General features: G+C 73.4%; 10 protein-coding genes. 5 read left to right on the top strand and 5 right to left on the bottom strand.

The window, feature by feature from the left end:
- Positions 1-3: 3 nt before the first annotated feature.
- Together ACZ6TI_RS32720 and ACZ6TI_RS32715 are read left to right on the top strand one after the other, a co-directional pair.
- A complete protein-coding gene (locus tag ACZ6TI_RS32720) occupies positions 4-1,221 on the top strand; it encodes a hypothetical protein (RefSeq protein ID WP_465349053.1) in 1,218 nt (405 codons plus the stop codon).
- 24 nt (positions 1,222-1,245) lie between these two features.
- Complete coding sequence (locus ACZ6TI_RS32715) at positions 1,246-1,512, top strand: hypothetical protein (protein ID WP_465349052.1); 267 nt, start codon at positions 1,246-1,248, stop codon at positions 1,510-1,512.
- Here ACZ6TI_RS32715 and ACZ6TI_RS32710 read toward each other — a convergent pair whose 3' ends face one another.
- Both ACZ6TI_RS32710 and ACZ6TI_RS32705 read right to left on the bottom strand, forming a co-directional pair.
- On the bottom strand, positions 1,513-1,884 hold the full coding sequence (locus ACZ6TI_RS32710; protein ID WP_465349051.1) for a VOC family protein: 372 nt from the start codon (positions 1,882-1,884) through the stop codon (positions 1,513-1,515).
- Positions 1,881-4,034: an aminotransferase class III-fold pyridoxal phosphate-dependent enzyme gene (locus ACZ6TI_RS32705; RefSeq protein WP_465349050.1), complete on the bottom strand. Its 2,154-nt coding sequence runs from the start codon at positions 4,032-4,034 to the stop codon at positions 1,881-1,883. Before ACZ6TI_RS32705 ends, ACZ6TI_RS32710 begins: the two co-directional genes overlap by 4 nt.
- Positions 4,035-4,129: 95 nt before the next feature.
- Here ACZ6TI_RS32705 and dhaK point away from each other — a divergent pair, with 95 nt between their 5' ends.
- Genes dhaK through ptsP form a run of 3 tightly spaced genes read left to right on the top strand, consistent with a single transcriptional unit; the run spans position 4,130 to position 8,230 of the window.
- Positions 4,130-5,131 carry a dihydroxyacetone kinase subunit DhaK gene (gene dhaK, locus ACZ6TI_RS32700; protein WP_465349049.1) on the top strand — a complete coding sequence of 334 codons (1,002 nt, stop codon included), beginning with the start codon at positions 4,130-4,132 and terminating at the stop codon, positions 5,129-5,131.
- A gap of 2 nt (positions 5,132-5,133) precedes the next feature.
- Entirely contained in the window at positions 5,134-5,766 is a 633-nt protein-coding gene (dhaL, locus tag ACZ6TI_RS32695) for a dihydroxyacetone kinase subunit DhaL (protein ID WP_465349048.1), read from the top strand.
- Between the two features lie 13 nt (positions 5,767-5,779).
- Complete coding sequence (ptsP, locus tag ACZ6TI_RS32690) at positions 5,780-8,230, top strand: phosphoenolpyruvate--protein phosphotransferase (RefSeq protein WP_465349047.1); 2,451 nt, start codon at positions 5,780-5,782, stop codon at positions 8,228-8,230.
- Here ptsP and ACZ6TI_RS32685 read toward each other — a convergent pair.
- From ACZ6TI_RS32685 to ACZ6TI_RS32675, 3 genes are all read right to left on the bottom strand, one after another.
- The gene (locus ACZ6TI_RS32685) at positions 8,195-8,584 is read right to left on the bottom strand and encodes a DUF5615 family PIN-like protein (RefSeq protein WP_465349046.1); all 390 of its coding nucleotides are present in this window, start codon (positions 8,582-8,584) and stop codon (positions 8,195-8,197) included. The genes ptsP and ACZ6TI_RS32685 overlap by 36 nt on opposite strands.
- Complete coding sequence (locus ACZ6TI_RS32680) at positions 8,542-8,991, bottom strand: hypothetical protein (RefSeq protein ID WP_465349045.1); 450 nt, start codon at positions 8,989-8,991, stop codon at positions 8,542-8,544. The genes ACZ6TI_RS32685 and ACZ6TI_RS32680 overlap by 43 nt, the downstream gene beginning before the upstream one ends.
- 157 nt (positions 8,992-9,148) lie before the next feature.
- The gene (locus tag ACZ6TI_RS32675) at positions 9,149-13,360 is read right to left on the bottom strand and encodes a fibronectin type III domain-containing protein (protein ID WP_465349044.1); all 4,212 of its coding nucleotides are present in this window, start codon (positions 13,358-13,360) and stop codon (positions 9,149-9,151) included.
- Positions 13,361-13,393: the final 33 nt, after the last annotated feature.

Here is a 13,393-nt window from a genome sequence, read left to right as displayed (position 1 = left end):
GACATGTCATCCGAAGTAGATCTGCTGCGGTCGCTCGACGACGAGCCGGACACCCCCTCGACCGTGGACGTCCGGCGGGCGATCGCCACCGCGCGCAAGCGCCGCACCCGCCGGACGGCCGGTTACACCGGCGCCGCCGCGGTGACCGCGCTGGCCGTGGCCGGGACGTCGGTGGCGGTCGGCATGTTCGACGAACAGGCGCCGCCACCCGGCACGCTCGCGAGCCGGGTTCCCTCGGCCGCTCCTTCGACCGCCCCGTCAACGACCCCGGAAGCACCCGAGAGCTGCGAGCTCACCGTGCTGCCCACTCCCGACAAGGCGCCGATGGCCCTGGTCAGCGGCGCGGACCCGGCCGGGCGGTACATCGTCGGGCGGTCCTATCCGAAGGCGGGCGGCTATCAGGCGGTGATCTGGCACAAGGGCGAGGTCACCAAGGTGAAGCTGCCCGGCGACATCGAGGAGTCGCTGCGCGACGTGAACTCGTCCGGCACCGCGGTCGGCTGGAGCTACGACGACAAGGGCCCGGTGCCGTATGCGTACCGGGACGGGAAGGTCACCCGGCTGGCCGGCGTCAAGAACGGCTCCGCGCTGGCCGTCAACCAGGCCGGCACGATCATCGGCGAGGACGAGGCCACCAGGACCCCGCTGCTCTGGCGCTCGGTGGACGCCGAGCCGGAACGGCTGCCGGTGCCGGCCGGCGCGACCGAGGCGCAGGCGCGGGACATCGGCGACGACGGCACGGTGGTCGGCAGCCTCGACCTCACCAGGCCGTATGTCTGGCCGGCCGACGGCGCGCACCGTGAGCTGCCGATGCCGGTCATCGACGGCGAGCCGGCCGCGATCGCCCAGGCCTTCGACATCCGCGGCGACTGGGCGACCGGCATGGCCAGCAGCACGACGCTGGACCGCGCGGGCGGTGGCACCACGCCGATCGCGGCCGTGCGGTGGAACCTGCGATCCGGCGAGGTCGAGGTGACCGGCGAGCTGAGCATGCCGGCCGACGACGTGAACGTGCACGGCTGGCAGATCGGCTCGGACCCGAAGGGCTACGCCGTGCTGGTCACCGGCTCGCGCACGGTGCGGCTGCCCGACCTGGGCAAGCACCGGAACGACGGCACGGCCACCATCGCCAGCACGCTCAGCGACGACGGCACCCTGATCGCCGGCCAGTCGGACGACAAGTCGGCCACCATCCAGGCCGTCGTCTGGCGCTGCCGCTGACCGCCCGCACGCTACCGTCAGCCGATGATTACCTGGTGGAAGTGGGCGCTCGGCTGGCTCGGGCTGGCCGCCCTGCTCGCGACGCTGATGTTCTACGTGGCGAGCGGGCTGCTCGCGCCGGGCTGGGCGGTCGCCCTGCTGCTGCTCGTCTGGCTGGCCCTGCTGGTGGTGGCGATCCTGATGCTGCGCAGGCGGCGGCCGCTGTGGGTGCTGGTGACCCCGGTCCTGAGCGCGCTCATCTGGTTCGCCGCCCTGACCGCCGGCGAGCGGTGGCTGGGCTGGACCGGCTGATCAGCCGTTGGGGCGGGTCTCGATCGCCTGCAGGGACCAGCTGTTGCCGTCCGGGTCGCGGAAATAGACGAAGGTGCCCCACGGCTGGGAGTCGATCTCGCTGGCCTCGACGCCGGCTTCGGTCAGTTGCTTGCGCGCGATCGCCGCGTCGGGGACCACCACCTGGATCTCCTGCGTGCCCGGGGCCTTCTGGGTGATGCCGTCGCCGATCACGATGGAGCAGGCCGAACCGGGCGGGGTCAGCTGGACGAAGCGCAGGCCCTCCTGCACCTTGTGGTCGTGGTCGAGGTGGAAGCCGACCTTTTCGTAGAAGGCCTTGGCGCGGTCGACGTCGGTCACCGGGACGGGAATGAGCTCGATCTTCCATGTCATGAGGACAGCGTAGGGGCCATTGCGGCCAGAAACTGACCTACATGCTCCTCGGTCCAGATCAGTGGTGGCCGGATCTTCAGGGTGTCGTTGCCATAGCCGGTGGTGCCGACCAGGACGCCGGCCTCGAGCAGGCGGCCGGCCACGGCGCCGGCGTCCGGTCCGAGGGGGAGGCCGATCATCAGGCCGGGGCCGCGGGCCGCAGCAGGGAGTCCGGCTTTCAGCAGGGCGCCGATCCGGCCGCTGTGCGCGACCAGGTCGCGATCCTCGATGATGTCGAGCACGGTCAGCGCGGCGGCGCAGGACACCGGATTGCCGCCGAAGGTGGAGAAGTACTCGTCCGCGGCGGCGAACCGGTCGGCGATCTCGCGCCGGGTGATGAGCGCCGCGATCGGGTGGCCGTTGCCCATCGGCTTGCCCAGCGTCACGATGTCCGGCGTCATCCCGAAGTCCTGGAACCGCCACAGATTCGTGCCGCCGCGGCCGAAGCCGGCCTGCACCTCGTCGGCGAGGAAGAGCCCGCCGGCCGCCCGCGTCGCGGCCTGCAACGCGCGCATGTAAACGGGTTCCGGCTCGAGGATGCCGACGCTGCTGAACACGGTGTCGACCGCCAGCAGCGCGAGCTCGTGCCCGGCCCGGCGCAGATCGGCCACCGCGGGCGAGGCGTCGGCGCCGGGCCGGAAGACCGCCACGTGCGGCGGGCGAGCCGACACCGGGTACGCGTTGGTCGACATGACCGCCGTCGCGTCGCTCACCCCGTGATACGCGTGATCCGCGACGATCGCGCCGGTGTGCCCGGTGAACAGCTTGGCCATCCGCCAGGCCAGGTCGTTCACCTCGCTGCCGGAGTTGGCGAACACGCAGGTGTCCAGCTCGGGCGGCATCGTGGCGAGCAGCCGCTCGGCCAGTTCGACGGCGTTCGGGTGGAGATAGCGCGAATTGATGTTGAGGATGGCCGACTGGCGCGCGATGGCCTGCACCACGGCCGGATGCGCGTGGCCGACGACCGGGACGTTGTTGTAGGCGTCCAGGTAGCGGCGGCCGTCGGCGGCGTACACATGGGCACCGGCCGCGCGGACCGCCTGGATGGGGTAGACCGGCTGCAGGGTGCCGCCCAGCGCGGCAGCGCGGCGCCCGGGCAGGTCGGCGCCGGATCTGTCGACGAGGGTGCCGCAGATGCGATGCAGCCGGGGCGCGGTCAACGGCATCTCCAGCACCCGCCGGTTGCCGGCATCGTTCCCGGTGACGTAGTCGCGGTTCTCCGGGTGCGACGCGGCCAGCCGCGCGCTCATCAGCACCCCGGCCGCCGCCCGCGCCAGCACCAGATCGCCGAGCACGCCCACCTCCTCGGGCTCCAGCGGGGTCACCCGCTGATAGCCCTCGAGGAAGCCCGCCAGGCCGTCCGGCGCGACCCGCAGCAGCGCGCACAGCGAGATCGCCAGATCGGCGACGCGCGCGGTGTGGTGCAGGTCCCCGAAGTCGATCACCCCGGTGATCTCACCGCGGTCGTCGACCAGCACGTTGCCCGGCGTCGCGTCGCCGTGCAGCACGCCCGACGGCAGCCCGAGCGTCGCGGCGCGCAGGTCGCCGAGGCGATCCAGTAGCCCTTCGACGCGGCCGGGATCGGGCACCAGCGCGAGCGCCGGCCGCAGCGCCGCCACATCCCGCGGATCCCAGTCGAGCACCCGGACGGCGGCCGGATGCGTGAACCCACGCAAGGCCCGCGCGAGCCGCGCGCAGAGGCCGCCGAAGTCGGCCGCGAACCGGCCCGGCAACGGCTGCCCGTCGGCGGGCGCCCCCGGGACCACGGTGATCAACCGGACCAGATGCGTGCGCCCGTCCGCCGCCCGCGCCTCGGCCGCCTCGCCCACGATCCGCGGCACCACCAGTTCCGGGTCGATCAGCCCGACGTGCCGCATCGCCGCGGTCTCCATCGCGACCACCGCCGGATCCTCGGCCGAGTGCGACACCTTCAGCACCAGCCGCCGGCCGTCCTCGGCGCGCAGCAGGAAGTTTCGGTCCCGTTCGGCGGGCAACGGCTCGGCCGCGCCTTTCACCCCGAAAAGCGAAGCCGCGAGGGCCGCCGCGGCCACGGCGTCGACGGCGGGCGGCGGCTCGACGAGGCTGCGAGCGCCGCCGGTCACGGGGTCCACGCCGGTAACCTACAGCGCCGGAAATTGACCGAGGACGGAACACGATGATCGGCGTAGCTTGAGGGAAGGTCAGAGCGCTCGACGAGGAGCAACCGATGAACAAACTCATCAACGACCCGTCCACCGTCGTCTCCGATGCCCTGCGTGGCATCGCCGCCGCCCATCCCGAGCTTCGCGTCGATCACGAGAAGCGGATCATCTATCGCGGTGACGCGCCGGTCCGAGGCAAGGTCGGGTTGATCTCCGGCGGCGGTTCCGGCCACGAGCCCCTGCACGGCGGTTTCGTCGGGCCCGGCATGCTCGACGCGGCCTGCGCGGGCGAGGTCTTCACCTCCCCGGTCCCGGACCAGATGCTCGCCGCCACCACCGCGGTCGACGGCGGTGCCGGGGTCCTGCACATCGTCAAGAACTACACCGGCGACGTGATGAACTTCGAGATGGCCGCCGAGCTCGCCGAGGCCGAGACCGGCGTGCCGGTGATCTCGGTGGTGACCAACGACGACGTCGCGGTGCAGGACAGCCTCTACACGGCCGGCCGCCGCGGCGTCGGCGTGACCGTGCTGCTGGAGAAGATCGCCGGCGCCGCCGCGGACGAGGGCCGCTCGCTCGCCGAGGTGGCCGACGTGGCGCGCAAGGTGAACGACGGCGGCCGCAGCATGGGCATGGCGCTCACCTCGTGCACCGTGCCGGCGGCCGGCAAGCCGACGTTCGACCTGCCGGACGGCCAGATGGAGATCGGCATCGGCATCCACGGCGAGCCGGGCCGCCGCCGGGTGCCGATCGCGCCGGCCTCGGAGATCGCCGAGATGCTGGTCAGCCCGATCCTGGAGGACCTCGACTTCACCGGCGGTGGCGGCGTGATCGCCTTCGTCAACGGGATGGGCGCCACCCCGCTGCTCGAGCTCTACCTGATGTACGCCGAGGTCAAGTCGATCCTCGACAAGGCCGGCGTGCAGGTGGCGCGGTCGCTGGTCGGGCCGTACATCACCAGCCTGGACATGGCCGGCTGCTCGGTCACCCTGCTCAAGGCGGACGACGAGATCCTGCGCCTGTGGGACGCGCCGGTGCGCACGCCGGGCCTGCGCTGGGGAGTCTGAGCATGGCGGAGACGGTGGACGCTCCCGCGCTCGATCGGTGGGCGCGGGAGTTCGCCCGGCTGGTGCACGAGCACCGCGACGAGCTGACCGCGCTCGATTCGGCGATCGGCGACGCCGACCACGGCAGCAACCTGGACCGTGGCATGACCGCCGTGGTCGCCGCCCTGGACGCCGAGTCGCCCGCCACGCCGGCCGCGCTGCTCAAGAAGACCGGGATGACGTTGGTCAGCACGGTCGGCGGCGCCAGCGGCCCGCTCTACGGCACCGCGTTCATCCGGATGGCGACGGCCGCCGGCGCGGCCGACACCCTGGACGCGCAGGCGTTCGCGAAGGTGCTGCGGGCCGCGCTCGAGGGCGTGCTGGCCCGCGGCAAGGCGGAGCTGGGCGACAAGACGATGGTCGACGCGCTGGCACCGGCGGTGGACGCGCTCGACGCCGCACTCGCCGCCGGAAACTCGCTGCCCGAGGCGCTGACGGCCACCGTGCGGGCGGCCGAAAAGGGCCGGGACGCGACCATCCCGCTGGTCGCCCGCAAGGGCCGGGCGAGTTATCTGGGCGAGCGCAGCGCCGGTCACCAGGACCCGGGCGCGACCTCGGTGACGCTGTTGCTGGCGGCGGCCGCCACCGCGATCTGATGGCCGGCCTCTGATGGTCGGCCTGGTGGTCGTCTCGCACAGCCGTGCGCTGGCCGACGCGGCGGTGGCGCTGGCCGCGGAGATGCTGCACGACCAGCCGGTGCCGATCACGGTCGCGGCCGGGCTGGACGCGGACACGTTCGGCACCGACGCGGTCGCCATCGAGGAGGCCATCACCGCCTCGGACGACGGCGCCGGCGTGGTCGTGCTGATGGACCTGGGCAGCGCCGTGCTCTCCGCCGAGCTGGCCCTCGAACTGCTCGCCGACGACGAGCTGCGCGAGCGGGTGCTGCTCTGCCCGGCGCCGCTGGTCGAGGGGCTCGTCGCGGCGGCGGTCGCGGCCGCCGGCGGCGCGACCCGCCAGGAGGTGGCCGAGGAGGCGTCGAACGCGCTGGCCGGCAAGCAGAGCCAGCTGGGCGAAATGCCACCACCCGAAACCCATCTGGATACGCGCGACTCGCCCCTCAAACGCATCACCGTGGCTAACAGGCACGGCCTGCACGCGCGTCCCGCCGCCCGGTTGGTGGCCGAGGCGCGGGCGGCCGGTGCGGCTCTGCAGATCCGCAACGCCACCACCGGGTCTCCGTGGGTGCCGGCGTCGAGTTTGTCCCGGGTGGCGACGCTCGGCGCGTTGCAGGGCCACGATTTGGAGATCCGGGCGTCGGGCGATCACGCCGCTGAGGCGATCGAGCGGATCGTGGCGCTGGCCGGGCGCTCGTTCGACGAGACCGAGCCCGCACCCGAGCCCGCTTCCGAGCCCCCATCTGGGCCTCCGCCCGCCGCCGAAGTCCCGCCCAGCGGGGCAAAGCCGGCCTCGCCGGGCATCGGGATCGGCCCGGCTTGGCACCTGCGTGCGGTCGAGCCCGAACTTCCCGACCTTCCGCCGAGAGACGCTTCCACCGAACGCGCACGCGTCGATGACGCGCTCGCCACGGTCGGCCGCGAGCTGAAACACCTGCGCGCCACCACCGCGGGCGACGCGGCCGGCATCTTCGAGGCGCATCTGCTGTTGCTGGACGACGCCGATCTGCTCGACGACGTGCGCGCGCGGATCGACGGCGGATCGGCCGCGCCGCAGGCCTGGTCGGCCGCCACCGCCCGGGTCGCGGACGAGTTCGAGGCGCTGCCCGATCCCTATCTGAAGGCGCGGGCGGCCGACGTGCGGGCGGTCTCCGCGCAGGTGCTGCGGGCGCTGCTCGGCGTCGCCACGGGCGGGCCGGCCGGCACGGGCATTCTGATCGCCGCGGATCTCACGCCGGCCGACGCGGCGTCGGTCGACCCGGCCACCTGTGCCGGGGTGCTGCTCGCGTTCAGCAGTCCCTCGTCGCACGCGGCGATTCTGACGCGTACCAAAGGAATCCCGGCCGTGGTCGGCGCCGGACCCGCGGTGCTGGACATCGCGGCGGGCACGACGATCGCGCTGGACGGCGGCACCGGCGAGGTGGCGGTCGACCCGCCCAAGGACGTGCTGGACGGCTTCCGCGAGCGGGCGGATTCGCTGACCACGCGCCGCGATCAGGCCAGAAGCCGGTCGGCCGCCCCCGCGGTGACCCGCGACCGGGTGACGATCGCCGTGGGCGCCAACATCGGATCCGTGGCCGACGCACAGGCCGCCGCGGCGAACGGCGCCGACCTGGCCGGCCTGGTGCGCACCGAGTTCCTGTTCCTGGGCCGATCCACCGCGCCGGACCTCGACGAGCAACTGGCCACCTACCGCGAGATCGCGGAGGCCCTGGGCGGCCGCCGGTTGACGATCCGCACGGTCGACGTCGGCGGCGACAAACCCCTGCCCTACCTGCCGGCCGCGGCCGAGGACAATCCGTTCCTCGGGGTGCGCGGCCTCCGCCACTCCCTGGCCCACCCGGCCCTGCTGACCGAACAGCTGCGAGCGATCGTTCGAGTGGCCCGCGAGGTGCCGGTGAGCGTGATGTTCCCGATGGTCAGCGTCGTCGCCGAGGTGATCGAGGCGCGCCGCCTGCTGGACGAGGTGATCGCCGGCGACCCGCCCACCGGCCTCGAGGTCGGCATCATGGTCGAGGTCCCCGCCGCGGCCCTGAAAACGGCGGCGTTCGCCCCGCTGGTCGACTTCGTCAGCATCGGCACCAACGACCTGACGCAATACGCCCTGGCGGCCGAGCGAGGCAACCCCGCCCTGGCGCCGCTGGCCGACGGCCTGGATCCCGGCGTGCTTTGCCTGATCGACGCGGTGGGCCGGGGCGCGGCGGGCCGCATCAACGTCGCGGTGTGCGGCGAGCTGGCCGCCGACGAGAAGGCCGCGCCGCTGCTGATCGGCCTGGGCGTGCGCGAGCTGAGCGTCGCCCCACCCGCGATCCCCACCACCAAGGAAACAGTCCGAGCCACCGACACCAGATCCGCCGCCGAAACCGCCGCGAGGGCACTGACCGTTCCCGACGCCACCGCCGTGCGATCACTGCAGCCAGGTGACTCCGTCGCGGCCGGGTAGACCGCCGGTGGACATCAGTTCGTCGAGCGCCTTCGCGAGCCGGGGCAACCCGGACGCCGTTCGCGGGAAGCGCCGGCTGGAGACGAAGACGATGCCGGCATGGCCGAAACCCTGCTGTGCCAGGCGCGCGAAGTCGCTGACGTTCTCCGTCACCACGCACCGTCGGTTGCGTGCGGCCCATGCCAGCACGTCCTCGTCCGTCTTGGCGGCGAGCCCGACCTCGACGTCGAGCACGGCGACCACGTCGTGGCCACCCGTCCGGAGTTGCTGGGCGAGGGTCGGCGGATGCATCTCGTCGAGGAGGAGACCGGTCAGGGCTTCGGCTTGCGCAGAAGCTTCTGCTGGGCTTCCCACAACCGCTCCTCTCGGTCCGCGACCTCCCGGTTGAGGGCGATCCGCTCGTCGATCTCGTCGGGATAGGCCGCGTAATAGCGCAGGGCGATGCCGGCCTGCGTCGGCGTCAACCCGGTGACCTCGCTGAGCTCCTGCAGCACCGACTCCCGCTCGGCCTGTGGATCCTCGTCGCGGATGGCGAGCAGCGCCGCGACGACCTCCCAGATGTCAGGGCCGCCGGCGAGCGCCGCCCGGCGCCCGGTCGGACCGGGCCGGAAGATGACGCCGGGATGCTCATGGGACCGCAGGGCCTCGTCGATGAACATGTTGGCGACCGACGACGACGAGGACCCCGGATGCTCCCGGACATAGCGATCCAGGCGGGACAGCACTCCCTCGTCGAAGCGAACCGAGCGCGGAGCAGTCATGACTACACCGTAGTCGGTTGTAGCGACGCGCGCGACCCTTCAGCATTCGCCGTGGCCCAGGCGGCGATGTCGGGGGCCGGGAGCGGGCGGCAGAAGAGGTAGCCCTGGGCGGCCTCGCACCCCATCTAGGCCAGGAGCGTTCTGCGGCGAAGGCCTGTCAGTGCTGCCGGGCCAGGCGCCGCAGCGTCGCGCCGGTCACGATCAGCGCACCGGCCGCGATCAGCATCGTCATCAGCGCCGGGCCGGTGATCGGCAGGTGTCCCCCGCCGTTGTTCCCGTCGCCGGCCCGCCGCACGGTCACCTCGAGCGCCAGCGTGTACGGCTCACCGTCCGCCCCGACCCCCATGGCGACCACGGTGTGCTCGCCGCTCGCCAGCCCCTCGGGCACCGTGGCGGTGACGCTGACCGACCCGTCCCCGTCGGCCTCCGCGCTGCCCAGCAGGGTCGGCTCGGAGTAGATGGCGATGGTGACCGTCGAGTACGGCGCGAATCCCTCACCGACGAAGGTGATCTCCTGGCCCGGAACGGCCGAGCTGATGTCGCCCTCGGTGGTGGTCAGGTCGGCGTCCGGCTGCGGCACGGTGGCGGGCACCTCGGGCAGCGCCGGCGTGACGCTCGCGGACTGCCCCGCCGCCGAGTTCCGGCCGTACTCGCCGTGTGCGACGACCGAGACCGTGTAGGTGGCGCCGGCGGTCGCGCCCAGCACGCAGCCGCGCGCCGTCGGGCCGACCTCACAGGTGGCCGGTCCCGGGGTGGCCGTGACGACGTACTTTGACGTGCCGCTGCCGGCCGCCCCCGGCGTCCAGGAGACGTCGATCGAGGAGGCGCCGGCCGTGGCGGTGACCAGCGGTGTGCCCGGCGGGGTGCTCGGCGTCGCGGACACCGGCGCGCTGGGCGCCGAGTCGAGCCCGCCGTGCGCGACCACGGTGAAGGAGTACGCCTGCCCGTCGGTCAGCCCGGTGACGTCGCAGCTGAGCGCCGTCGTGGTGGAGCAGCTGTGCCCGCCGCCGGTCGCGGTGTACCCGGTGACCGTGCCGTTGGCGGCGCCCGGCGACCACGCGACGGTGACCTCGCCCGCGCCGGCCGTGACCGACGTGATGGCCGGCGCGTCCGGCGGCATCAGTGCGACCACGGCGTCCGAGACCGCAGACGCCGGGCCGCTTCCGGCGGCGTTCACCTCGGCCACCTTGATCTCGTACGACGCGCCGCTGGTCAAGCCGGTCAGCACGCAGGACGTGCCGGTCGGGGAACCGCAGGTGCCGGCGGCGGGGGCGGCGAACGGGCCGCCGTCCATCGACACGGTGATCCGGTAGCTGTCGGACGGCGCGTCGAAGGTGGCGTTCGACTGCCACTCGACGTGCAGCGTGCGGTCGCCGGTGACGGTCACCGCCGGCTGGTCCGGCTGCTGCGGGGTGTCGATCGCCATCATGCCGCCGGACGCCGGGGACGCCGGGGCGACCACGCCGTCGCGGACCGCGGCCACGGTGAAGTAGTAGACGGTGCCCGGCGTGAGCCCGACGACCGTGCACGAGGTGCCGGTCGGATCCGTGGCGCACGTCCCGTCGTCCACCGCGCTCCACGGGCCGCTCGCGTCGTCGCCGACCAGCACCCGATACGAGTCCACCGTGCCGGTCGAAGCTCCCCAGTGGACGGTGAGTTCGCCGGCGCCGGTGACGGCGGTGGTCCCGATCGCCGGCACGCCCGGCAGCACGATCGCCTCGACCGCGGTCGCGTCGCCGGACATCGGGCTCTCACCGGCGTCGTTGACCGCCTTCACGTGCACCCGGTACGCCACCCCGTCGGCCAGTCCCGAGAGCAGGCACGAGTTTGTCGCCGGCTCGTCGCAGTCGCCGCCGCCGCCGACCAGGTTGAACGGGCCACCCGCCGTGGACAGGTAGACCAGGTGGTGGCTGGTCGGCGCGTCGCTGGTCGCGTTCGACTCCCAGTCCACGCGCAGCGACAGATCGCCCTCCACCGACAGCACCGGCCGGCCCGGCTCGTTCGGCGCCTCGATCGCCGTGCTGCCGGCCGAGACCGACGACGCGGCGCCGGCCTGGCCGTTGCGGACCGCGGCGACGGTGAAGTAATAGGTGGTGCCGGCTTGGAGCCCGGTGACCGTGCACGAGGTGCCGGTCGGGTCCGCGGCGCACGTTCCGCCGGCGGCGGCCCATGGTCCGCTCGCGTCGTCACCGATCATCACCCGATAGGAGTCCACGGTGCCGGTCGAGGCGTCCCAGTGGACGGTCAGCTCGCCGGGCCCGGTGACCTCGGTCTCCCCGATCGCCGGGGCGCCGGGCAGCTCGATCGCCTCGACGGCGGCCGACGGGATCGACGTGCTGCCGTCGCCGACCGCGTTCCGGCCGGTCACCCGCACGCGATAGGACGCGCCGTCGACCAGGCCGGTGAGCACACATGCGGTCGCGGCCGGTGTCTCACAGTCGCCGCCGGAGACGGCGGTGAACGGGCCGTGGTCCTCGGAGACCTCGACCAGGTAGTCGGCGGACGGCGCGCCGGAGTTCTCGTTCGACTCCCACTCCGCCTCGAGCCGGAGGTCGCCGTCGAAGGTGAGGACCGGCTGGTCCGGCGTGTTCGGCCGATCGATCGCGGTGACGCCGGCCGACGCGGACGAGGCGGCGCCGGTCAGCGGGCCGCGGACGGCGGCGACGGTGAAGTGGTAGGTGGTGCCCGGGTTCAGATCGGTGGCCTCGCAGGAGGTTCCGGCCGGGCTCGACGCGCAGCTCCCGTCGCTGACCACGGTCCACGGCCCGGTCGCCGAGGTGCCGGCCTCGACCAGGTACGAGTCCACGCCGCCGGACGGCCCGGACCAGTGGACGGTCAGCGCGCCCTCGCCGGTGACCGTGGTGGCGCCGATCGTCGGCGCGCCCGGGGTGGCGAGCGCGGTGACCGCGCCGGAGTCCGCGGACGGGCCGGAGGAGCCGACGGAGTTCGTCCCGTACACCCGGAACCGGTAGCTCGAGCCTTCGGTCAGGCCGGTGACCACGCACGGGTTGGCGGCCGGCATCGTGCAGGTCCCGGTGTTGATCGCCGTGAAGGGACCGCTGTCGACACTGCGGAACACCTGGTAGGAAGTGGCCGGCCGGGCGGCGGTGACGTTCGAGGTGTCCCAGCCGACGGTCATCTGCAGGTTGCCGGTGACCGTGGCGGCCGGGGTCTGCGGGGTGTCCGGCAGGTCGATCGCGACGGTTCGGTTGCTGGCCACGGAGAGCTCGCTCTCGGCGCCGTTCAGCAGCGTGGTGACCTTGAACCAGTACTGCTGACCGGCGGTCAGCTGCTCGGCGACACAGCTGGTGCCGGTCGGCGAGCCGCTGCAGGCGCCGTCCGCGACCCGGGTGTAGGTGCCGTTCTCGGTGGTCGATGACCACACGTGGTAGGAGTCCGCACCGCCGCTCGCCGCGTTCCACTCCACCAGGACCGACTCGACGTCGTGCGGGTTGGCGTCGATGGTGGTCGGGGCCGGGGGCCGGACCGGGGCGATGGTGATCAGGCCGTCGCCGCTGCGGGTCCCGGTGGTGTACGTCGTGGACGAGGTCACGCCCGGGTCGGCCCAGCTGGAGCCGCCACCGCCACCGCCACCACTGGACCACGAGACGCCGGTGCAGCCGGAGCCGCCACCGCCACCGCCGAAGTACCCGCCGCCGCCACCGCCACCGCCGGTGTAGGCCCCGCCGGCGGCGGGGTTGGCGTTGTCGCAGACGCCGCCGTCGCCGCCGTTGCCCGCGGTGCCCGGCGAGCCGTCGTGCGGCACCGCCGGTGCGGTGCCGTAGGTCCCCTTGGCGCCGCCGGCGCCACCGGCGCTCTGCGTGCCGGCGGCGCCGCCCCGCCCGAAGCTGGAGCTGGCCAGACCGGCGTTGCCCGCGACGGCCGGCAGGCCGCCACCGCCGCCGTAGCCGCTGATCGCGGTGCCGCCGCCACCACCGCCGGCGATCACCGCGAGGGAGCCGCCGATCCGCAGGTCGGAGGCGCCGCCGCCGCCGGCGACGTAGGGGTCGAGGCTGCCCGCCCGGCCGCCGCCGTTCCAGCCCGCGGTGTCGGCGAGAGCGCCGCTGCTGGACACGCTCCGGCCCGCGCCGCCGACCCGGACGCTGATCACGTCACCGCCGCTGACGTTCAGCGTCGTGGTGACCGCGCCGCCGAGGCCGGCATTGGCCGCGCCGCGACCGCCCTGGGCGCCCGACACCACCACGTTCAGCTGGAGGACGCCGGCCGGCACGGTGTAGGTGTCGGCCGATCCGGTGTAGGAGAACGTCGTGGACGCGGCCGCGGCGGCCGGCGCCGGGCTCACGGCGACCGCGCATCCGGTGGCGGCGACGACCGCCACCACGGTGACCGAAACGTACTTGAAACCCACGAATCCCCCTCGATCGGTGCTCTAGGCGTACCA

The sequence above is a fragment of the Actinoplanes sp. NPDC051388 genome, from assembly GCF_055586225.1.
This window is presented reverse-complemented; position numbering and strand designations above follow the sequence as displayed.